The 20,857-nt window shown below is 69.1% G+C and carries 18 protein-coding genes; 4 read left to right on the top strand and 14 right to left on the bottom strand.

Going from position 1 to position 20,857, the window contains the following annotated elements; translation table 11 throughout:
* Nucleotides 1-97: 97 nt before the first annotated feature.
* From ACZ6O0_RS33875 to ACZ6O0_RS33905, 7 genes are all read right to left on the bottom strand, one after another.
* A complete protein-coding gene (locus ACZ6O0_RS33875) occupies nt 98-1,243 on the bottom strand; it encodes a VldE C-terminal domain-containing protein (protein WP_465769103.1) in 1,146 nt (381 codons plus the stop codon).
* 15 nt (nt 1,244-1,258) lie between these two features.
* On the bottom strand, nt 1,259-2,041 hold the full coding sequence (locus ACZ6O0_RS33880; RefSeq protein WP_465769104.1) for a hypothetical protein: 783 nt from the start codon (nt 2,039-2,041) through the stop codon (nt 1,259-1,261).
* Between the two features lie 150 nt (nt 2,042-2,191).
* Nucleotides 2,192-4,006 (bottom strand): hypothetical protein, encoded by a 1,815-nt coding sequence (locus tag ACZ6O0_RS33885; RefSeq protein ID WP_465769105.1) that lies wholly within the window; start codon nt 4,004-4,006, stop codon nt 2,192-2,194.
* 185 nt (nt 4,007-4,191) lie between these two features.
* Nucleotides 4,192-7,509, bottom strand: coding sequence for an ATP-binding protein (locus ACZ6O0_RS33890; protein WP_465769106.1), 3,318 nt, complete (start codon nt 7,507-7,509; stop codon nt 4,192-4,194).
* Nucleotides 7,506-8,081 carry a hypothetical protein gene (locus ACZ6O0_RS33895; RefSeq protein ID WP_465769107.1) on the bottom strand — a complete coding sequence of 192 codons (576 nt, stop codon included), beginning with the start codon at nt 8,079-8,081 and terminating at the stop codon, nt 7,506-7,508. The genes ACZ6O0_RS33890 and ACZ6O0_RS33895 overlap by 4 nt, the downstream gene beginning before the upstream one ends.
* A complete protein-coding gene (locus ACZ6O0_RS33900) occupies nt 8,081-8,368 on the bottom strand; it encodes a hypothetical protein (protein ID WP_132157243.1) in 288 nt (95 codons plus the stop codon). Before ACZ6O0_RS33900 ends, ACZ6O0_RS33895 begins: the two co-directional genes overlap by 1 nt.
* 49 nt (nt 8,369-8,417) lie before the next feature.
* Nucleotides 8,418-9,527, bottom strand: coding sequence for a conjugal transfer protein (locus tag ACZ6O0_RS33905; RefSeq protein WP_465769108.1), 1,110 nt, complete (start codon nt 9,525-9,527; stop codon nt 8,418-8,420).
* Between the two features lie 576 nt (nt 9,528-10,103).
* On the opposite strand from ACZ6O0_RS33905, the gene ACZ6O0_RS33910 reads away from it, so the two are divergent.
* Both ACZ6O0_RS33910 and trxA read left to right on the top strand, forming a co-directional pair.
* Complete coding sequence (locus tag ACZ6O0_RS33910) at nt 10,104-10,979, top strand: aldo/keto reductase (RefSeq protein WP_465769109.1); 876 nt, start codon at nt 10,104-10,106, stop codon at nt 10,977-10,979.
* A gap of 150 nt (nt 10,980-11,129) precedes the next feature.
* Nucleotides 11,130-11,519 (top strand): thioredoxin, encoded by a 390-nt coding sequence (trxA, locus tag ACZ6O0_RS33915; protein WP_465769110.1) that lies wholly within the window; start codon nt 11,130-11,132, stop codon nt 11,517-11,519.
* Between the two features lie 71 nt (nt 11,520-11,590).
* On the opposite strand, the gene ACZ6O0_RS33920 is transcribed toward trxA, so the two are convergent.
* The 3 genes from ACZ6O0_RS33920 to ACZ6O0_RS33930 all read right to left on the bottom strand — a co-directional run bounded on the left by ACZ6O0_RS33920 (nt 11,591) and on the right by ACZ6O0_RS33930 (nt 14,511).
* Nucleotides 11,591-12,340, bottom strand: a complete 750-nt coding sequence (locus ACZ6O0_RS33920; RefSeq protein WP_465769111.1) for a hypothetical protein — start codon at nt 12,338-12,340, stop codon at nt 11,591-11,593.
* 224 nt (nt 12,341-12,564) lie between these two features.
* Nucleotides 12,565-12,966: a VOC family protein gene (locus ACZ6O0_RS33925; protein ID WP_465769112.1), complete on the bottom strand. Its 402-nt coding sequence runs from the start codon at nt 12,964-12,966 to the stop codon at nt 12,565-12,567.
* A 279-nt stretch (nt 12,967-13,245) separates the two neighbouring features.
* The gene (locus ACZ6O0_RS33930) at nt 13,246-14,511 is read right to left on the bottom strand and encodes an NAD(P)/FAD-dependent oxidoreductase (protein WP_465769113.1); all 1,266 of its coding nucleotides are present in this window, start codon (nt 14,509-14,511) and stop codon (nt 13,246-13,248) included.
* Nucleotides 14,512-14,601: 90 nt separating this feature from the next.
* Here ACZ6O0_RS33930 and ACZ6O0_RS33935 point away from each other — a divergent pair, with 90 nt between their 5' ends.
* Complete coding sequence (locus ACZ6O0_RS33935) at nt 14,602-16,149, top strand: PucR family transcriptional regulator (RefSeq protein WP_465769114.1); 1,548 nt, start codon at nt 14,602-14,604, stop codon at nt 16,147-16,149.
* Between the two features lie 299 nt (nt 16,150-16,448).
* On the opposite strand, the gene ACZ6O0_RS33940 is transcribed toward ACZ6O0_RS33935, so the two are convergent.
* The 3 genes from ACZ6O0_RS33940 to ACZ6O0_RS33950 are packed head-to-tail and all read right to left on the bottom strand — an operon-like array spanning nt 16,449 to nt 19,116.
* A complete protein-coding gene (locus tag ACZ6O0_RS33940; protein WP_465769115.1) occupies nt 16,449-17,561 on the bottom strand; it encodes an NAD(P)/FAD-dependent oxidoreductase in 1,113 nt (370 codons plus the stop codon).
* The gene (locus ACZ6O0_RS33945; protein ID WP_465769116.1) at nt 17,558-18,070 is read right to left on the bottom strand and encodes an isoprenylcysteine carboxyl methyltransferase family protein; all 513 of its coding nucleotides are present in this window, start codon (nt 18,068-18,070) and stop codon (nt 17,558-17,560) included. The genes ACZ6O0_RS33940 and ACZ6O0_RS33945 overlap by 4 nt, the downstream gene beginning before the upstream one ends.
* A complete protein-coding gene (locus ACZ6O0_RS33950; RefSeq protein WP_465769117.1) occupies nt 18,070-19,116 on the bottom strand; it encodes a type III polyketide synthase in 1,047 nt (348 codons plus the stop codon). The genes ACZ6O0_RS33945 and ACZ6O0_RS33950 overlap by 1 nt, the downstream gene beginning before the upstream one ends.
* Nucleotides 19,117-19,134: 18 nt before the next feature.
* Between ACZ6O0_RS33950 and ACZ6O0_RS33955 the strand changes: the two genes are divergently transcribed.
* A complete protein-coding gene (locus ACZ6O0_RS33955) occupies nt 19,135-19,953 on the top strand; it encodes a UbiA family prenyltransferase (RefSeq protein ID WP_465769118.1) in 819 nt (272 codons plus the stop codon).
* On the opposite strand, the gene ACZ6O0_RS33960 is transcribed toward ACZ6O0_RS33955, so the two are convergent.
* The gene (locus ACZ6O0_RS33960) at nt 19,950-20,816 is read right to left on the bottom strand and encodes a LysR substrate-binding domain-containing protein (protein WP_465769119.1); all 867 of its coding nucleotides are present in this window, start codon (nt 20,814-20,816) and stop codon (nt 19,950-19,952) included. The genes ACZ6O0_RS33955 and ACZ6O0_RS33960 overlap by 4 nt on opposite strands.
* Nucleotides 20,817-20,857 lie beyond the last annotated feature (41 nt).

Here is a 20,857-nt window from a genome sequence, read left to right on the forward strand (position 1 = left end):
TGGCCGAGGCCCCTGGGACCCGTTCTGGTCGTTGGGGTCGCCGGGGCCGGTCATTGGGTGTGCTCCTTGGGGATGGGCGGGTGGGGTGCGTCCATTATCAGTACAGGGACACGTGGACGTGGTCGAAGTGGCCGCCGGTGGCGTCGGTGGGGTTGTAGACGCCGCCGCCGTTGTAGGGGATCCAGGTGCCGCGGCGGGCGGACCAGATCTTGCCGTACCAGATCACGTAGTGGACGCCGGTCTGTGCGGCGGTCTTGACGGCCCAGTTGGCGATCTGGTCGCCGCGGGCCCGGGCCGGCGCTGAGCGGCGTGCGTCCGTACCGACCATGACGTCGCAGGCTTTGCCCCGGGGATGGTCGCTGGTGGGGTTCCAGACGTGTGCGTCCCAGCAGCTCATGCTGAGGGTGCCGAGATTCTTGCGGGCCTCGGCGACCCAGGCCGCAGTACGCGGAGTGACCATCCCGCCTGTGCCACTGGGGTCGGTCACCGTCGCCTGCTGCTCGGGCCAGACTCCGTTGACCGGCTGGCCGTCCTGTAGACCGCCGCTCGGCCCACAGTTGTCGTCTTGCTGCTGAGCACCTTCGTCCGAGCCCGGAGGGGGTGCGCCCGCGCGACCGGCGTACGGATTGCCGGATCGGGTGAGGTCGATCCCGGCCGCCGAGGCGATCTGGCGCGCCTCCTGCTCGCGCAGGGCATAGCGGTCGGGGAACGCCGAGACCTGTACGGCCTGGGCTGCGTCGCCGAGAGCCATCGACGGCCATCCGGTGATATCGACCAGGCCGGGCGGACTGGGCGCTTGGGCGCCGCCGAAGAACGCCTCGGCGGCGTAGTGCGGATCCATGATCTGCTCACGCGATCCCCAGCCGGCGCCGGGGCGTTGCTGGAAGAGGCCGACCGAGTCGGCGTCGCCGTACGTGAGGTTCTGCAGGTCCGATTCCACCAGTGCCGTCATCAACGCGATCAGTGTCGCCTTGCCGGGCAGACCTCGTTGCACGGCGACCTGGTCGATGAGCTTGGCGAAGGCGATCTGGGTGGCACGCAGCGGTCCGCTGGGATTCGGATTGTTGGCCTGCCCCGGTACCCCGGGAAGACAGGCGGCCTGCGGCTGCGTCGTACCTCCGAACGGTGCGAGCATCAGCAGACTCGCGACCCCGACGACCGCCAGGACGGCCGCACCCTTGACGAACACGCCTCTGCTCGCGACCGACAGCAGTCCCCGACCGAGATCACGCTCGTCGAACATCGCAGTCCCCTACTGTCATGGCCCCGTACCGCCAGACACCTCACTGACCAGCCATTGGTCGTTCTGACTCACCAGCGTGACGAGCAGGGGTAGGTCGAAGCGCTGGCCATGCTTACCGGTGACATTGATCGTGACCTTGACGAACCTCGTGATCCGGGCCGGGGTGTCGACGGGAGCCTCGGCGTTGGCCGGTGGGGCACTGACTGGTGCGGCGATGACCGTCGACGTCCCACCGTCGTTCTTGAGGGCGTCGTACGTCGGGTCACCGGCCGAGGTGAAGCTCGCCGCCACCTCTTCCGTCATGTACTTGGCGCACTTCGCTACCAAGGTCGCGTAGGTCTCCGTCGTTGGGTCGCGCGTGTAGAAGGCTCGCGCCCAGGCGCCGACCACGTCGGTCGCCAAGGCCGTCGACTCTGCCGACGGGCGCTGGGTCTGCGGCGGCGGGGTGGTGAGCGCCGTGGTCGAGCTGGATGTGGTGGGCTGAGCGGGCGGCGGGTTCGAGGGCGCGGTCGGAAGGACTTCGGGGCGCCCCGGAGTCAGCACGCCGATCGGTGCTCCGTCGTCGCTCTTGCCTCCCAGCAGCCGCGGCAGGCCACCACCGAGACCGAGGATGATGATCGCCAGGATCACGACGAGCACCACGATGACCGCCGGGCTGGTCGGCTCGGCCTGCCGCTGGCTGCGCAGCCAGGCCATGCGCTGCGCGTGATCGTCACGCCGCCAGTTCTTCTTCGCGCGCCGCCGATCGCGCCCGTGGAGCTCGTCGATCTCCTCCGGGTAGTCGTAGTCCGCGCTCATCAGGTCACGCCAACCGTCAGGCGTGTCGGGACGCGCGCGACCCGCGGACCCCTGTCCGTCGGCGTGGTCAGGCTCCGGGCCGCGCCGGCGGGGCCGGCTTCCGCCTTCCCGGCGGTCTTCTGGCGATCGTCCTCTTCGGGCCATCCGTGATCACCTGCGCGTCGGCACGTGCACCGTCACGCCGTCCTTCGTGACAGCGGAGTACTCGCGGAACCGCCGCTGCTGCGAGGTCGGCGACTTGCGCCGGATCCGTTGCCCCTTCGGAGGCCCTTCCCGAAGACTCGCGGAGTGCGTGTGAATCCTCGGCTCGTACCTGACCTCGTTGGCCGGCGCCGGAAGAGGCCGCCGAGAATGCCGAGCCTTCTGAGCCTCCGCCGACACACCGCGTGAACTCGCGGAAGATCCTCCGGTGGCCGCTACGCCGGCGGTCGTGACGGAGATCGTACGGCGGCCCTCAGTCTTGGACTGCGCGCGTGCTCTGGCGAGATTCAGCGCAGACGTGCCGCGGGACGGGGCCGCGTTCGCAGCCAGATTCCCACCAACGCCGGATGCCGACTGGCCGCCCGGACCTGTTCCGCCACCACCTGGTGTCGTCGAATCGGCTCGCCGCCGTTCCGCACCGGTCGTGAGCTCGTACGGCGAACTCCCTGAGGACGCTCGAGCCAGAGTGCCGACCACAGGCGCCTGGCGGTAAACACGCACAGACGAAACACGCTGCGGACTCGGATCAGACTGCCGAACCCGATCCCTGCCGCGCTCAGCCGGGGCAGGCGCTGCGCTACGACTGCTCAAGGCACCCATGATCCTTCGGACGGCACCCATCGCACCGCGACGTGCAAGCCCACCAAGCATGATGCTGCCTGCACCAGGACGCATCATCGTCGTGAGACTGTCGAGCAGCCTCCGGAGCCTGAAGCCGACGATCAGGACGACGATGGCCAGCCCGGTCACCGGAAGCCAGCCCAGCGGACCGGTCAACGTAAACACGGCTGTCACCAGCGTCAACGCGGTACCGAAGACCAGCATCGCCAGGAACGACTGCAGCACAAGGCCTACCAGAGCCTCGAACCAGTTCAATCCCCACTGGCGGGGCCGGCCAGGGATGATCCAGAGACAGGCGAAGAAGACCCCGACGACGAGCAGCAGCAATGCGCCGATGAATGCCATCAGCGCGGTGAAGGCGAGTGCGATGTTCAGGAAGCCGAACAACGTGGCCGCAATCGCTGCCAACATGACGACGGCAGTCCGCCCGAACGGGTTGTCCCCTTTCACCCATTTCACTGTGGGGGCGTCGTCGCCTCCCTCAGCAGGAACGATGACCTTGTTGACGTAGTCCTTCCTGGCATCCGCACTCACCCCGACGTCGAGCATGCCCTTGCCGTAACGCTCGCACGCCGAGATCGATCCGAACTCCGCGATGCACCACGGAGTGACCGCGAAACCTCGCCAACTGGCGTCCGCCGACTTCCTCAACAAGGTGTCTTTTGGTGTGCCGGTGAACCCGGGCTCCGGCCAGGGAATCGGACTCTGAATTGTCGGCCCCAAGGCATCGGACGACGCAGTCATGACCGCACCTGCGCCGAGCTGTCGAGCGCCGTCAACACCACGGAGCCACGTCGCGGGCGCCAGCGCGAAGCTGATGCTGAGGACGCCGGCAACCAGCACCCACACGATCTGCCCGAGCGCACTTCCCGTCGCGCGCCGCTGGGTATAGGCCACCACGGCGCCGAATGCGAGTGCCGACGGCAACAACCATCCGACCAACTGGGTGCCTGTGGCACCGATCGTCGCCGCGGTCGCGTCAGTGAGCGGCTTCACGTCCGTGAAGGAGAACAGCCACCAGCCGACGGAGATTGCCGCCCGGGTAATCGCCAGGATGTACATCATGACCATGTAGGCATACCCGTTGAAGATCATGTTGAAGGTGTCGGACAGCCCCGTGTCGAAGTCCAGCCCGTAGTTCATCGGGCTGTACGACTCGAAGAGGGTTCGGGTGTCGCCGTGGGTTAGGTCGGGGGTTGGGAGTAGGTCTGCGAAGCCGGTGGGGTTGGTGGGGCCCTGGTTGGGGTCGGCAGCCAGGGCTACCTGGGCGGTGATGATGAAGGAGACGCAGAGGACCGTCGTCGCCGTGCGGAGGCGGCGGGCCCACGTCATGCGACGTGCTCCTTGTTGCCGGAGGTGGGGCGGTCGGCGTTGTTGTCTGCGTTGTCGGAGGGGTCGTCGCCGTAGGCCGGGTACATGGCTTCGTTGTAGGCGGCTTCGTCGGCTTCTTGGTCGTAGACCTCGTCGGGGCCAATGGGGGATTCGTAGCGGGCGGGGTGGGCGTGCTGGTGGTCGTGGCCGTTCGGGGTGGCTGGGTGGCCGTTTTGCTGGGCCACGGGGGCCGCCGGCGGTTCAGCTGAGGCTGGGTGGGGCTCGGCCGGCGCCATCGGGGGTGTGGGCGGGAGGTCGGCTGATGGCGCTGCGGACGGCTGCGTCGAGGCTGGGCCGGCGGTGGGCTGGGGTGCCGGGGCCTGGGGCGCGGGTGCCGAGGGCTCGGAGGGCCGGGCGTAGGCCTCAGGCTCGGCGTACGCCGCATGCGGCGAGGACTGGCCGTTCGACGCGGGTGCGTGAGGCTCAGGAGCTTGGGCGTAGGCCCCAGGTGCCGGGGACTGGCCGTTGGCGGCGGGGGCCTGCGAGTGGCCGTTGGCCGAGGCGGCCGGGGACTGACCGTTGGACGCAGGTGCGTGGGGCTCGGGAGTTTGGGCGTACACCGCATGCGGCGAGGACTGGCCGTTCGACGCGGGTGCCTGGTGCTCAGGAGCTTGGGCGTAGGCCGCGGGGGCCGGGGACTGGCCGTTGGGCGCGGGGGTCGGGGAGTGGCCGTTGGACCCAGGGGCGGCGGGCTGGGTGTGGGCTTCGGCTTGGGCTGTGGCGGTGGCGGCGGGGGTGAGGGGTTCGTCGAAGGCGTCGTCGGCGAAGGGGTCCTCGGGGGTGGGGGCGGCGAGGACGGGTTGGGTGGGTTCGTTGGCGTGTTCGGATTCGGGGGTGGTGCGGAGGAGGGCTGCTACCTGCTGGCTGGGGATGTCGATCTGGACGGTGGCGACCTCGTCCCAGCGGTCTCGCATGATGCAGTGGCCGTGGCGGATGGACTTGCCGTTGGCGGCGGTGTTGATGCCGCGGACCAGGGTTTGGTACGGCGCTGTCTGCGGGCGGCCGAGGAGCTCGAGGAGGGAGTCGACCTGTTCACGGGAGCGCAGGCTGAAGGCGAACAGGGTGGTGATCTGCTCGACCAGACCGGGCAGCTTGAGGATCGACGCCGGGTCCTGGGTGTCCAGGACGAGTGAGGCGCCGAGGGCACGGCCGACACGGGCGATGTAGTCGAGGAAGGACGCGCCGTCGGGGGTCTTCGTCAGCAGGTGCACCTCGGGCACGATGACGACCTTCGAGCGACCGCGGAACTCGCGGCGGCCCGTCGTACGGACCATCCAGGCGAGGCAGCCGCGGAGACAGGCCATACCGACACGCTCGATCGGCGACCAGGATTCCGGTGCGGACTCGGGCGAGGGCAGGGTGAGGCCCGGCATCTGGACGACCCAGAGACCCGGGTTGGTGGTCAGCGAGGACAGGCCGGACGGCGGGCCGGCGACGACCGAGCCGAGGCCCGTCTCGACCAGGTCCCGCAGTGCGAAGCCGACCGTACGCGTGGTCTCCGAGTCGGAGGCGCACAGCCGCTGGATCACACCCCACGACGACGGGTCGGGCGACTGGATCTCCGCACGCGTCGCGGCCATGACCGGCGCCTCGGCCGCACCACGCAGATGCGGCGGCAGCAACAGCATCAGCTGCGAAGGAGCCTGCAGCAAAGCATCGTCCACAGGCAGCACACGCAGCAGGTCAGCAGCACCCGAGAACTGCGCCGTGATCTCAATAACAGCAGTGGGTACGCCGTACTCCGCCGCGACCGCGGACACACCGGCCGCGTCACCCTTCAGGTCGAGCAGAGGCACCCAAGCGCCGGCGAATGCGGAGTCGAGACCACCGAGCATCGCGGCGGTCGTCTTGCCTCGACCGGACCGCCCCAAGAACAAGGTGGTCGTCGCGTCACCGAGTGCAGAACCGGCAGCCGCGTCGAAACGCACCAGACCGGGCGTGGAGCCGGTCAGATACCCGATCGCCGGACCGGTGGCGTCACCGATCGACGCACCGCCCCAGAACCAGGACCCGAAGAACGCGGTCGACTCCCGGACGTGGCCGAGGTCGGGGACGCGCAACTGGTCGCCGGGCAGGGATTCCAGCCAGAGATCGCGCTGCTCGTCCGCACCGGCGGCCACGGTGATGCCGCGGTCGGCGTAGTGCGCGATGACTGCGTCGACGTACGCCTCGAGGTCCTCGCGGGTGTCCGCGCTGACCAGCAGACGGGGGTGGTCCTCGACAAGGGTCAAACCGCTGCGGTTGATGTCGCGCTTGACCTCGCGCATGACGCGCTCGGTCTCGACGATCTCGTCGGCGGTCTCCTCCGCGGTGCCCTTGGCTGCGGACCTGCGTTGTTCCTTGGCGCTCTTCCGGGTCTCGTCGACCAGGTTCCGCGCCGTCTTCTTGGTCAGCACGCGGAAGCGTACGGACGCCTCCACGGTGACGTCGATCTCCTCGCCGTCGTCGTCGATCGCCTTGATCTCGGACAACGTGCGAAGCCACTCCCCCGCGCCCGGGGTCTCGAGCTCCTCGGGGAAGTCGGTCATCGCCAGAACGGTCGTGTACGCCGCGATCTGGCCGCGGGCGTCGAAGATCCGCAAATGATCGGTATACGGCACCACGCGACCCGACGTGAGCCGGGCCAGCGACGCACCGGTGATCAGACCACGGCGGGGCGCGGCCACGGCACCACGGTGCATCTCACGGCTGATCAGCCACGAGATCACCTCGGCCGGCGCGGTGTGCGCCCGCCAGACGGTGGAGCCGAGCTGCCGGCCGAGCTTGCGGACGCGTTCGTCGAGGTGCGCCAGCTCACGGGCGCTGACCCGCCACGACGTCGTCCCGAGGGCGTCGCTGATCGAACCGCGGACCTGGGCGGTGGCGCGCGGGTCGCGGTCGGACAGGTGAACGCCGAGAGCGACGTACCGCTCCGGCATCCTCATCTCGTCGATCCGGTCGGCGCGGGTCTGTGCCCACGCCTCGTGGTCGCCGAGCCGGTAGTGGCCGCCGACGCTGTCGATGTAGTCCTGGCCGGTGGAACGGCCCCAGACGACCTTCAGGTGGCTGAGCCGGTCGCCGAGGATGGTCGCGGCGGCGCTCACCGCGGCGTCCAGGGCGGCGTCCTGCTCGGCCTCGGTGGCCAGGTCGGTGTTCGCCACGGAGATCAGGAACCACGCTTCGGCACTGCGTTCGGTGACCAGCAGGCCGTCGGCGATGGCGACCAGGCGCGGCGGCGGCAGACCGCGTTCGCGGCCGACCCCCACCAGGTTCAGGAGTTTGTCAGCGATCTTCATCGTTGCCCCTGCCTCTCCGATCGGCCGGACGAGTTCCTGCGACTGACCCGCTGCACGTGGTCCGCCCCGAGCAGGCGGGCACGCTGGTTCACGGTGATGTCCGCGCCCGCGCGGACCATCGGATCCAGCTCCACCACGACCTCGCGTTCCCACTCCGGCGTCACTCTGGCCTTCGCCAGGTTGGCCACCTTCTGGGTCGCGATGCGCTCACGCCATGGCAAGTACTCCGTCTTGTCGGCGGCCCGGGCGCCGAGACCGATGATCGGGCGGTGGGCCCGCAACGCGTAGCGGACCGACAACGCCCACTCGGTCACGCGGCGGCGGCGTTCGTGGAACTTGCCGGGTCGCCAGCCGAACGCGGTGATCACGAACGGCGGCACGACGTACAGACTGACGGTCCCCTTCTGCGGCACGCCGATGAAGGGGAACAAGATGGCGATCCAGAGCAGGATGACGACTGCTCCGAAGATGATCATCCGGCGCCGGGCGCCTTCTCCGAGGTCGATGCCGAGCAGGTCGTACTGCCGCGTCTCGATCTCGAAGTGGTGGGTCAGGGTACGGCCGACGCGCATCAATTACCTCCGGACAGCAATCCCCAGAAGCCCTTGAGCACATTGATGGTCTGGTTGTTGGCATAGATCAGCCCACCGACCAGCACTCCGGCCGCGATGTGGCCGAAGAGCTCGCCCCACTCGCGCTTGAAGTAGTGGCCGATGGCGCGCAGCACGAGGATGGCGATAAAGATGTTCCCCGCGATGACCAGGACCCAGTCTTTGAAATCCGCGCCCGTCGGAACGTTGCTGTCGGCCATCGGCACGGCGAGCTGAACCACGCTCGCGGCCAGTTCGTGCGTCATCATTGCGGTGTCTCCCTTGTTGCCTCGGTCATCCGACGGCTGGTCGCTGATGTCATCCGACGGCAGCCACTTGCCATCGTTGTGCTCCGTCCGTGGCGACAGTACGCCTCAACGTGAGCGTGTAGGTCTGGTCCAGGGTGGTGTTCCCCGCCCCGTCCCAGGTGACGGCCGCGGTCGCCCGCCGCTCGTCGTCGTTGCCGGTGAAGACCTGCCAGTCCTTCAACTCGCCGAACTTCACCGCCCCGTTGAGACTGCGAATGGTCGAGCCCGGCGCGGTCACCGCCGACACCTTGTTGTCGGACTCGGCGTACGCACTGAAGAACGCCTCCGCGTCCTTCTGCGTTGCAGCGGTCAGGTCGTCGTCCGGCACGCCGGCTTCCGGCATGTTGTCGGGCAGCGCGGCCCGCTCGTCCGGTACGAACGTCGGCGGCCCGCTGGCCACCACCCGCGAAGCGGTCTTGGCGACCGGCACCGACAGCCGCTCCCACGAGGCCGGACCGGCGGCCCACACCCCGCCCTTCTTCACGAAGGTGTAGACCTGCACCCGGACGTCGACCACGGCGGTGACGCCGTTCGCGTCGGGCTTGACCTCACCCGGGTACGCGACCTCGGCGGTCTGCTTGCCGCGACCGTTCCACCCGGCCCGGGTGTCCAGGCCGGCGGCCAGATCGAGGCCGATCTGGGCCGGGCGCGCGTCGGCGTTGTCCTCGTCCCAGGTGAGATAGGAGACGGCGTACCGGGTCGCGACCGCGCGGGCCTCGTCGGACGGGAAACTGCTCTGCCCGCTGACCACTGTCTCCGGGGCCTTGTTCGGGCTGATCCAGGAGCGGATACCGCTGATCGCCGCCAGCAGCAGCACGACGACCACCAGGCCGCGGAAGAACCGCCGGGCCCAGGTGGAGAACGACGACTCGGGCTCGGTCGACCAAGGCGCCTGGCCGGGCGCGAGCACCTCGCGGGCCGCCGGAGCCGGTGCCGCCTGCGTACCGTGCGGAGAACGCGGTTTCAAACGTTCGGGTGGCCGGTGCCCCGGCTCGCCCTCCGGCTGGCGGGACGACGACGGACGACGGGGCGGTGCCATCACGCCACCGGCCGGCGGTGGGGCCTGCGGTGCCGAGTACTGCGCCGCTACGCCCTGTGCCTGGCGAGGGGTGGGTGACACCGGTCCATCGGGGTGGGACCACCACTCCGGTGCGGTGCTCTGCGGGCGACCCTTTCCAGGCTTCTTCGTACGCCGTTGGTCCGACCAGTGCTCACCTTTTGGCGGCAGATTCAGTATCGTTCGCCACCAACTCATCGCTACCCGCCCCTCAGACAGCAGTTACGCGGACAGTAGCCGGGAGGATACGGCACGCAACTGTCCACCGGGAGACCTGAGACCAGGATCCGGATGCTCCATCGCTCCCCGCAGCCATACTGTTACCCGGCTCGCGGGCAGTGCCACCCTCATCGGGCAAGAGTGACACCTTCGGTACCGTCCTCATAGCTCCTCTCCTATACCCACTCCGGTCCACAGGGCAGCGCACACCATGCCACACGCCGAGGACAGGACCGAAAACCCGTGCGAAGAACATGGTATGAGAGCACACCAACCGATCACTCAGTGTAACTGATCCGTGGCGTTGCCTGTGGAAAACTCTCGCGTGGCGAGACATCGAATTCGGCTGTGGACAACCGCTTGCCAGCGCCGTCGGTGGGCATAAGGTCGGGGTAACCCTGCTACCCCTGGAGGACCAGGATGGAAACTCGCCGACTGGGCAGACTCGGCCACGAGAGCTCGGTACTGATCTATGGCGCCGCGTCGCTCGGCGGGGTCGACCAGGATCGGGCCGATGCCTCGATCCAGGAGGCCCTCGACGCCGGTATCAACCACTTCGACGTGGCCGCGGACTACGGCGACGCCGAGCTCCGGCTCGGCCCGCGGATGCCGGAGATCCGGGACCGCATCTTCCTCGCCACCAAGACCGGCCGCCGGACCTTCGAGGAGGCCTGGAGCGAGATCAACCGATCGCTGGAGCGGCTGCAGACCGATCACCTCGATCTCATCCAGATGCACGCGGTCTGCGATCTGGAGAACCTCGACCTCGTCACCGGCAAGGGCGGCTCGCTGGAGGCGGCGATCCGGGCCAAGGACGAAGGTATGGTCCGGGCGATCGGCATCACCGGACACACCGAGAAGGCGCCGTCGGTGCACACCGAGGGCCTGCGCCGGTTCGATTTCGACAGCGTGCTCACACCACTCAATTACCGGCTCTCGACGGACCCGCAGTACGCCGCGGATTATGCGGCCCTGGTGGAAGCGGTAAAGGCGTCCGATGCCGCGCTGATGACGATCAAGATGATTGCGCGGCGCAATTGGCGCGAAGGCGAGGAGAAGGCCTACGACACCTGGTACCGGCCCTTCGACGAGCAGCGCTACATCACCGCCGCGACCGCCTGGCTGCTGAACGGGCATCCGGAGATCACCGGCCTGGCGACGGCCGGCGAGACCCGGCTGCTGCAGCAGATGATCGTGGCCGAGCGTGAGCGGGCCGACCTCACTCCGGAGGCCGCCGCCTCGATCCTCGGGGAGGTGCACGACTACGCGTCACCCTTCGTGGACAGCCCGATCTGACAGCGTGGCCCAGGTCACAGACCCGGTTCCGGATTCCGGTCATTTCAAACGCGCGTACGACGTGGTGCGGCCGGTCCGGCGTACGTCCGGGAACACTCGGGACCAGTGCGGTGTTGAGATCGCTGTAGTCGTCTATTTTCGGAGGTCGTAGTGGCAACGGTCGAGCTGACCCAGGAGAACTTCAACGAGGTGGTCGGTAAAGACGGCCTCATCCTGGTTGATTTCTGGGCAGAGTGGTGTGGCCCGTGCAAGATGTTCGGACCCGTGTTCGAGAAGTCGTCCGAGGAGCACGCGGACATCACGTTCGGCAAGGTGGACACCGAGGCGCAGGTCGAGCTGGCGCAGGCGTTCGACATCCGGTCGATCCCGACCCTGATGGCGGTGCGCGACGGCGTCGTCCTCTACTCCCAGCCCGGCGCCCTCCCGGCCGCCAACCTGGAAGACCTGATCGGCCAGCTCCGTGCGGTCGACATGGAAGAGGTCCGCGCCCAGATCGCCGCCCACGAGGCGGAGCACGGCAGCGAGCCGCACACGCACTGATTCACCCACGACGGCCGTCGCCGGTCAGGCAGTCAAGCCGGGGCGGTCGGTAGTTCATCAAATCCGGGGGCTCAGCGAGCCCCCGGATTTCTTGTTGCCGGGCGGAGCCAGGTGATCGGGGTCCCGGCGATCTCGCCGATGGCTTCGGCCATCGCGCGCCGGTCCGGACCCCGCTCGATCTGCGGGTTGGCCGTGATCGCCGCGAGCAGTTGGCTGCGTTCGGCGGACGTGAGCCGCCCCCAACCGTCCCGGACGATCCTCAGGGCGTGGTACTGCTCGTTGCCGGTGAGCGACCGGTTGACCGCGTCGACCAGCACCTCGCTGTCGATCAGCGAGAGGTCGCCTTCCATCAGGCCGAGGGCGACCACCCGCACGACGGGTGAGCCGTGCAGGAAGAGGTCTTTGACTTCGTCCCTGTCGAACTTCTCGACCGCGGCGGCCTGGGACACCCGCTGGACGATGCGATCGAGAACCTGTCCGCGGACGGCCTTCAGTTCCGGACTGTTCAGCTCGGTGTAGATGGTCGCGTAGGCGTCGAGCTCCGGCTCCATCCCGAGCCGCCGCAGCGACTCGGCGGTCTTCCGCGCGCTCTCCGCGATCTGGCGGAGCAGCTCTACCTCGAACGCGCCGAGTTTCAGCCTGCGGATCCGGTCCACGATCGACGGCATGATCAGGAGCAGCAGACCGGCGGCGAGGACGGTGATCAGAGCGCCTTCACTGACGTCGGTGAAGAGCCCGACGACTCCGGCAACCACCAGCGCGGCCCCGAGCAGCAGGCAGAGGATGCGAGCGGTGATGTCGACGATCGGCCGCGCCTTCACCGTCCAACTCGGCGCATCTCCGGGTCGGCTGCGGCGTCGCGGCGCGGGCGGAGGACCGGGTTGGGGCGCAGGCCGCACGGCGTGGCCGGCTTGCGGCACCGGGGCCGGCGGTCGTTCGTTCACGTCGGACATCGGCTGCCTCCGTACGTCGTACGAGTTGTGCCGATGCTCTCCCGCCGAACCCCGCTCGGCAACAGCTCGTCAGCCCGACAACGGCGGGACGGTCAGGAATCGCGGGAGCTGAGGACGCAGAACTCGTTGCCTTCGGGGTCGGCGAGGACGGTGAAGGACGCGTCGGCGGGCTGGCCGACGTCGACCCGGGTGGCGCCGAGGTCCTCCAGGCGGGCGATCTCCGCGTCGCGGTCCTGGCTGGTGTGTGGGGCGAAGTCGAAGTGCAGACGGTTCTTCACGGTCTTGCCCTCCGGCACCGGGACGAACACCATGCCCGGGCCGATCCGCTCCCACGGTGTCTCGCGCATGGCCTGCTCGTCCACCCAGCCGGGGATGTTCACACACTCGTCGTCGGTCTCGTAGATCGTCTTCCAGCCGAGCGCCTCGGCCCACCAGGCGGCCTGCTTCCGCACGTCGCGGCAATCGACCACCACCGTGTACCACCGCAGCACCATGAGTACCCCTCCTCGTCGTCGAGGAGGACACCATGTCACCGAGCACCGACAGAAAACGAGAACGGAGCGGGCCCTGGGCAGGGGATCTCAGCCAGGGCCCGCTCCGGGGCCGACCGGGGCGGCAGGGGTGAGCCGAAGACGCGCGGGCAGGTGAGGTTGGGCCGCCCGGTCGGGATCACCGTGGACTATGCCGCTCGAGGTGTGGTCAGCGCAGGGTGGAGGACCTGTGGTCCGTCCGTCGACGTCAGCGCGGGACAGACATGTCAGCGCAAAGGGGTGTCAGCGCAGCGGGTTGAAGGGCCGGAGCTCCTCCGGGGTGCGTCCGGTCGTGATGGTCTCGGCCAGCAGTTGCCCGGTGATCGGGCCGAGGGTGATCCCCCACATCCCGTGACCGCCGGCGGCGAAGACCCGCGGCGACGCGGTCGCGCCGATCAGCGGCAGGCCGTCCGGCGTGCACGGCCGCGGGCCGACCCACTCGAAGGTCCGCGCGTCCAGGTCGGCGTCGCGCAGCAGCGGCCGGGCGGCCTCGACGATCGCGTCGATCCGGCGCGGGTCGAGCTTCGCCTCGGGCTTGCGGAACTCCATCATCCCGGCGACCCGGAGCCGGTCGCCCAGCGGCGTGCAGGCGATCCGCTGCGCCGGGAAGTACACCGGGCCGGCCGGCACGTGCGCGATCGGCACGCTGAAGCTGTACCCACGCCCGGCCTGCACGACAGTCCGTACGCCGAAGTCGCGCGCCAGGTCGTTCAGCCACGCGCCGGTCGCCATCACCACGGCGTCGAAGGGGTCGGTCTCACCGTCGCCGGTGACCAGGCGGACGCCGCGGATCTCCTCGACGATGTCCTTCACCACGACACCGCTGATGATCTGCCCGCCGCGGGCGATCACCGAGTCGGCCAGCACCTGGACGTACTCGCCCGGGTTGATGAAGCGCTGCCCGTGCAGCCGGATCGCGGCGCCGATCTCGTCGGACAGCGACGGCTCGATCTCGCGGGCGTCGTCACCGCTGATCGGCTCGAACTCGATGCCCTGACCGGCCGCGTGGATGTGCTCGATCTCCTCGAGCAGCACGCTCCGCTCGGCCTCGGTCCGGTACGCCGCCAGGAACGACTTGGCCTCGTACGTCTCGGCCTCGACGCCGGCCTTGGCCAGCAGGTCGAACGCGTTCAGGGCCTGCCGGTTGATCGGGACCAGCGACTCCATCGCGGTCTTCCAGCGTCCGGCGGTGCTGTTGCGAGCGAAGCGGGTGAGGAACTTGAGGAGCCGCGGGCTCGCGGTCGGCGGGACGTACACCGGTGAGGAGGGGCTCAGCACCGCACGGACGCCGTACTTGAGGACGGCCGGCTCCGGCAGCGGGGTGGCCAGGCCGGGCGTCAGCCAGCCGGCGTTGCCCCAGGACGCGCCCGCGGCGACGCCTTCGCGATCGAGCACGGTGACCTCGACGCCGGCCTCCTGGAGGAACCAGGCGGTGGCGAGTCCGACCATGCCCGCGCCGACGACAGCGACGCGATCGGGAACGATGTGAGTGGAACCAACAGCGACCATGTATCGATGGTCCGTCGGCAACCGGCGCCTGTCATGGTGCGATCACACCATTGATGGGACAAATGACTGTGCTCAGAGCACAATAACCTCATGATCTCCGCGCCTGACCTGATCGTCGCCGTCGGCCCAGCCCTCTTCGAGGTGGTGGTGCCGGGCAAAGGTGACGGGGAGGTCCGCGACGTCTTCCTGGCCGACCCTCAGGAGCCCGCAACCGGCCAGCCCGGCGATCTGGTCCTGGGACTCGGTCTGCGTGACGCAGAGGACGCTGTCGAGCTGGTAGAGCGCTGCGCGGCCGGCAACGCCTCAGGAGTGGTCCTGCGTACGGCGCTCGCCCACGAGCCAACCGTAGTAGCCGCAGCCGAGCAGGCCCCGCTCACCCTGGTCGCACTGCAGCCGAGCGTCACCTGGGCCCATGTGGTCTGGCTGCTCCGCGGTGTCATCGACAGAGCCGCAGCACCGGACTCCCCCGCCGCTGGAGACGCCGGAGTCCACCAGGAGCTGTTCGCACTCGCAGATGCCGCAGCTGCGATCGTCGACGCACCGGTGACCATCGAGGACAACCAGTCCCGCGTCCTGGCGTACTCCTCCGGTCAGGACTTCACCGACCCGACCCGTGTCTCCACCATCGTCGGCCGCCGGGTGCCGGCCGAGGTGATCGCACACTTCCGGGCCCGTGGCATCTTTCGCCGGCTGGCCCGGTCCAGCGAGCCGTTCCTGGTGCCGGAAGGGGCCAACGGCATCCGCCCGCGTCTCGTCGTACCGGTGCGGGCTGGTGGTGAGTGGCTGGGATCCATCTGGGCCGTCGTGGATGGTCCGGTGAGTGATGAGGTCACTGCGGAGCTCAGCAACGCCGCATCGGTGCTCGCGCTGCACTTGCTTCGGCTGCGCGCACAGGCGGACGTGGCGCGGCGCAGTGCGATCGACCGGCTGCGGACGATCCTCCGGCAGTTCTCCCCTGACAATCCGCTCGACGTACGGCTGCCACCTCAGCCATGGCGCGTCGTCGCACTCGGCTCGCCCGACGGGTACGACGTACCGCAGCAGCTCGACCTGTGGGAGTCGACGGGTCGCAGGTCCGGGTGGAGCGAGCCACAGCTGGCCGACCTCGACGGGACTGTGCTGGCAGTGGTCACCGACACGGACGGACCAGGTTCGTGGAACTGGCTGCGCAAGCTCGTCGTGGAGCAGGCCAAGACCGCACCAGGCACCTTCGCCGCCGCAGGTGGACCGGCCCGCGGTCCGGCCGATCTGCCGAGTTCCCGGGCCGAGGCGGTCGAGCTGCTCAACCTGGTACGCCGGGGTGCGGCACCCGGACCGGCGTTGCGCGTGGAGGAGGCGTGGCATGTGCTGACTGTTCACCGAGCGGTCACCTCGCTCGACACCACGAAGATGGACGGACCACTCGCCACCCTGCTGCGGCACGACATCGAGCACGACACCGGATTCGTGGACACGTTGCAGGCGTGGCTCGACTATCCGGGCCAGCCGCAACGAGCGGCGCGAGAGCTGCACCTGCACACCAACACCTTGCGGCACCGGATGAAGCGGATCGGCGAAATCGCGGAACTCGATCTGTCGGATCCGCGGGAGCGTCTGGCGTTGCAACTGCAGATCGCGGCCGTGCGGACAGAGCACTGAATCCCACGCTTCGGAACCTTCTCGCGAGTTCCCGAGAACGCTGAGATCTATGCCACAGCGCTGTGTAACAAGGCTTCATATTCCGGCAACGGATGGGCAACATCCGACTGATTAAGTCTTCCTCAGAAACACCGAGCACGACCCCCAAGGACTGTCCCAGCTTTTCACCAGGAAGCTGGGGCACCGGTCCAGCCTTTCACCAGGAGGCTGGAACGGCTGGTCCGAGCTTTTCACCAGGAAGCTCGGGCTGCGTGTGGGCCCGGCGATTGTCTGAGCGATCGCCGGGCCCCAAGCATGTTTCAGGCCAACCGGTTGACGATCGTCGCGTAGACGCCGGGCAGCCGGGCCGCCGCCGGAACGATGCGGGGAGCGAGCAACGATCTGTTGCGGGCCCAGAGCAACGAACCGGTGAGCAGCCGGCACTCCCACGAGACGCGGCGCCAGGCCGCTTCGTAGTCCTCCGGATGGTTCCTCCGGATGCAGTCGACCAACTCCGCCGAGGTCCGGAGGGCGACCGCGATCCCCTCGCCGGTCAGCGCGTCGACGTACCCGGCGGCGTCGCCCACGAGCAGGACGCGTCCGGCCACCCGCCCGCGGACGCGTTGGCGGAGCGGGCCCGCACCCATGACGGAGCTCGCCGGCGGCGCGCCGTACAGGCGGCGTTTGAGGGCGGGGAAGGCGTCGAGGTGGGAGTCGAAGGTGCCGCGGGCGGACGTGAGGATCGCGACGCCGACGAGGTCGTCGGCCACCGGGGTCACGTAGGCCTCGCCCAGCTTGGACCAGTAGACCTCCACGAGGTCGGTCCAGGGAACTACCGAGAAGTGTTGGCGGAGGCCTCGGCGTACGTCGCCTGAGGGTGGGCGGCAGAGGGACAGTTGACGGCGGACGGGTGAGTGGAGGCCGTCGGCGGCGGCCAGATAGCGCGCGGTGATACCGGCGGCGGTGACCGACGTGGTGTTCTGGGTGATCGGGCCGACGCGGGTCCGGACCACCGGTACGCCGAGGTCGGCGAGGCGGTCGGTCAGAGCTTGGTGGAGCACAGTACGGCGGACCCCCAGACCGGGGCCGAGCCGGAAGCGCGCGTCAACCTGATGACAACCGTCGAGGTACCGGATGCCGTGGAACGGCCGACCGGTCAGCGTCACGCCGAGCCGGGTCAGGTAGGAGGCGGCGCTGTGGGCGATGCCTTCGCCGCAGGCCTTGTCGATCGGGGCCGAGCGGGGCTCGACGACCACGACCGAGAGTCCGGCGAGCGTCGCCCGGATCGCCGTGGCCGCGCCGGCGGGTCCGGCACCGGCCACCAGCAGATCGACCTCCGGCTGCGCCGAGCCGGCACCGGGTCTGCCCGGCCGCGCCGAGAAAGCGCCGGGTCTGCCCGGCCGCGGCGAGCGGGCACCACCGGATCCGTTCACTTGACCAGGGCGGAGTTCAGGGCGGTTTCCTCCGTACGGATCCGGATGGCGAGGAGGGGAATGTTGAGGACGGTGAAGACGAGTGCGGTGATCCACGCGGTGTGGACCAGGGGCAGCGCGATGCCCTCGGCGACGACAGCCACGTAGTTCGGGTGGCGGATCCACCGATAGGGGCCACGGGCAACCAGATGCAATCCGGGCACCACGATCACCCGGGTGTTCCATTGGTGGCCGAGCACCGCGATGCACCACCACCGCAGCCCCTGCGACAACAACACCACCGCGAGCATCGTCCACCCGAGCACCGGGATGAACGGGCGGTGCAACGCCTCAACCAGGCACGCGGCGAGCAACCCCGTGTGCAGAGCGACCATGAACGGGTAGTGCCCGCGCCCCGACTCCACTCCGCCCCGGGCGAAGCTCCAGCGCGCGTTGCGCAGCGACACCACCAGCTCGGCCACCCGCTCGGCGGCGACCAGCAGCACCAATCCCAGATACCAGCCGTACATCACCACTCCAGCAGGACGAGCTCGGAACAGAAACCCGGGCCCATCGCAAGCAACAGACCCCTTCCCGAAGGATCCAGCCGCAGGGTGTCACCGAGCACGTGCAGCACCGAGGAGGACGACAGGTTGCCGACCGCATCGAGTGACTTCCAGGTCAGATCGAGTGCTCCTGGCCGCAGCTCCAGAGTCTCCGCCACCGCCTCCAGCACCTTCGGTCCGCCCGGATGACTCACCCACGTCCCGATGTCCGGCACCGTCAGCCCGTGAGAGGCCAGAAACCCCCGGACATCGTCACCGAGATAGGTGCGCACCACATCCGGCACATCCGCCCCGAGCACGATCCGGAAACCGCCCGACCCGACGTCCCACCCCATCACCCGCTCGGAGTCCGGATACAGCCGGCTCCGCGTCGCCACCACCGACGGCCCCGACGCCGACGGATGCTCCGAGCCGGTCAGCACCACCGCCGCCGCGCCGTCCCCGAACAACGCCCCACCGACGAGGTTCGGCAGCGACGAGTCGTCCCGCTGCAACGTCAACGAGCACAACTCCACTGACAGCAGTACGGCCACGTGCGTCGGCCGACCGAGCAGATAGTCATGCAACCGGGCGATCCCCGCCGCCCCGCCCACACACCCGAGTCCGAACAGTGGGAGCCGCTTGACGTCGTCCCGCAACCCGAGCCGCATCGCGACCCGCGCATCGATCGACGGCGCCGCCACCCCGGTCACCGTGGTGAACATCAGTACGTCGACATCGTCGAGCGTCAGCCCGGCCGCCTTCACCGCTCCCGTGACCGCCTCCGCCCCGAGATCCACGGCCGCCGCGATCCACGCGTCGTTCGCGTCCCCGAAGTCCTTCAGGACGGCGTACTGCTCCAGCGGCAGCGCGAGATGCCGGAACGACACCCCGGCGTTCGCGTGCAGCCGGCGGAGCAGCGCCGTGCCCTTGCCGTCCGGCAGGCAGATGTCGGCGAAAGCGGCGGTCAACTCGGACTGCGGATAGCGGTACGCCGGCAACGCGGGCCGGACCGCTGCGATCCGCGTCATCGTGGCATCGTTACTTCGGTGAGCCGACCCGTGTGGAGAACCGTCGAAGGTCTCGCGCTCGCGTGCCACCCCGGACCGACGGTCGCGGTCACCGCGCTGGTCACGGCCGTGGCCTGGTCGACCGGGCGAAGTCCGGCCGGATGTCTCCTCGTCGCAGCAACGATCCTCACCGGCCACCTCTCGATCGGCTGGAGCAATGACGCGATTGATGCCGCCCGCGACACCATTGTGAACCGCCAGGACAAGCCCGTGGTGCGTGGACTGGTGAGTCGTCGTACTCTCGCCATCGGCGCGGGCGTCATGCTGGTCGTCACCATCCCGCTCTCGCTCGCCAACGGGATCGCGGCCGGACTGGTGCATCTGCTCTTCGTCGCCTGCGCCTGGGCGTACAACTTCGGGCTGAAGTCGACGGCGATCTCCTGGCTCCCGTACGCCGTCGCGTTCGGCGCACTGCCCTCGTTCGTCACGCTCGGCACCGCCGACGTCTGGGCGCCGTGGTGGGCGACCGCGGCGGGCGCCCTACTCGGTATCGGTGCCCATCTGGCGAACGTCGTACCCGACCTGGACGACGACCTGGCGACCGGTGTCAGGGGCTGGCCGCAACGATTGGGGCCTTATGCCCGGCTGCTCGCGCCGGTGCCGCTGGCGGCCGCGACCGGGCTGCTGGTGATCGCACCGCCGGGTGCGATCGGCGTGGTCGGCTGGATCGCGCTGGCTCTCGTCGCCGGGCTGCTCATCGTGATCCTGGCCTGGCGGGACGCGCCGTTCCTCATCACGATCGCGATCGCCGCGGTCAGCATCCTCGCCCTGGTCTTCCGAGGTGATGCCCTGGTCTAGGCGGCGTCCGGCTTGAGCGGGGCGTTGCTGCCGAGGATGGCGGCCGTGAGCGCCTCGGCCGGCTCCTTCGAGGCCCGCGGGTTGGTGATCAGCACCAGGTCGATCGGCAGCAGCTCCGGCAGCCCGGCGCTCGGCGGCGGCTCGACCAGGTCCGCGGGCATCAGCGACCGGGCGAAGATCGCGATCCCGAGGCCGGCCCGGACCGCCGCGAGTACGCCGTTCACGCCGCGGACGATGCACGTGATCCGGCAGGACCGGCCGGCCTGCTCGAGCGACTGCACGCCGAGTGAGCGGCTGAGGGACGGAGCCTGGTAGGCGACCAGCGGGACCGGCCCGTCGGGGGCGATCCGGGTCCCGGCGATCCCGGCCCAGACCAGCGGGTCACGCCGTACCAGCCGCCCGTTGTAGGCGCCTCCGGCGCCGTGCTTCACGTAGGCGAGGTCCAGGTGCCCGGACTCGACCCGGCGGAGCAGGTTCGGGCTCTGGGCGACGGTCAGCTCGAGGTCGATCCGCGGGTAGAGCTGACGGAAGTCGCGCAGGATCCGCGGCAGCGGGGTCAGGGCCAGGTCGTCGGTCACCCCGAACCGCAGCCGCCCGCGCAGCTCCGAGCCGGTGAAGTAGCCGGCCGCCTCCTCGTGCGCGGCCAGGATTGTCCGGGCGAACCCGGCCATCGCCTCGCCGTCCGCGGTCAGCGTCACCGTCCGGGTGTCCCGCACGAACAGCGGCCGCCCGACGGCCAGCTCGAGTTTGCGGACATGTTGACTCACCGTCGGCTGCCGGATGCCCAGCCGCTCGGCCGCCTGGGTGAAGCTCAGCGACTGCGCCACCGCCAGGAACGTCCGGAGCTGGTCCGGATCGTACATCGATGCACCTCCCATTACGTGACGCAATAAGAGTAATAGGA

It is taken from the genome of Kribbella sp. NPDC048837, assembly GCF_055586945.1.

Bases quoted from the DNA above. Each gene is read 5' to 3' on its own strand.
- ACZ6O0_RS33875 (WP_465769103.1), bottom strand. From the start codon at position 1,243: ATGTTCGACGAGCGTGATCTCGGTCGGGGACTGCTGTCGGTCGCGAGC.
- ACZ6O0_RS33880 (WP_465769104.1), bottom strand. From the start codon at position 2,041: ATGAGCGCGGACTACGACTACCCGGAGGAGATCGACGAGCTCCACGGG.
- ACZ6O0_RS33885 (WP_465769105.1), bottom strand. From the start codon at position 4,006: ATGAACTACGGGCTGGACTTCGACACGGGGCTGTCCGACACCTTCAAC.
- ACZ6O0_RS33890 (WP_465769106.1), bottom strand. From the start codon at position 7,509: ATGAAGATCGCTGACAAACTCCTGAACCTGGTGGGGGTCGGCCGCGAA.
- ACZ6O0_RS33895 (WP_465769107.1), bottom strand. From the start codon at position 8,081: ATGCGCGTCGGCCGTACCCTGACCCACCACTTCGAGATCGAGACGCGG.
- ACZ6O0_RS33900 (WP_132157243.1), bottom strand. From the start codon at position 8,368: ATGATGACGCACGAACTGGCCGCGAGCGTGGTTCAGCTCGCCGTGCCG.
- ACZ6O0_RS33910 (WP_465769109.1), top strand. From the start codon at position 10,104: ATGGAAACTCGCCGACTGGGCAGACTCGGCCACGAGAGCTCGGTACTG.
- ACZ6O0_RS33925 (WP_465769112.1), bottom strand. From the start codon at position 12,966: ATGGTGCTGCGGTGGTACACGGTGGTGGTCGATTGCCGCGACGTGCGG.
- ACZ6O0_RS33930 (WP_465769113.1), bottom strand. From the start codon at position 14,511: ATGGTCGCTGTTGGTTCCACTCACATCGTTCCCGATCGCGTCGCTGTC.
- ACZ6O0_RS33935 (WP_465769114.1), top strand. From the start codon at position 14,602: ATGATCTCCGCGCCTGACCTGATCGTCGCCGTCGGCCCAGCCCTCTTC.
- ACZ6O0_RS33945 (WP_465769116.1), bottom strand. From the start codon at position 18,070: ATGTACGGCTGGTATCTGGGATTGGTGCTGCTGGTCGCCGCCGAGCGG.
- ACZ6O0_RS33950 (WP_465769117.1), bottom strand. From the start codon at position 19,116: ATGACGCGGATCGCAGCGGTCCGGCCCGCGTTGCCGGCGTACCGCTAT.
- ACZ6O0_RS33960 (WP_465769119.1), bottom strand. From the start codon at position 20,816: ATGTACGATCCGGACCAGCTCCGGACGTTCCTGGCGGTGGCGCAGTCG.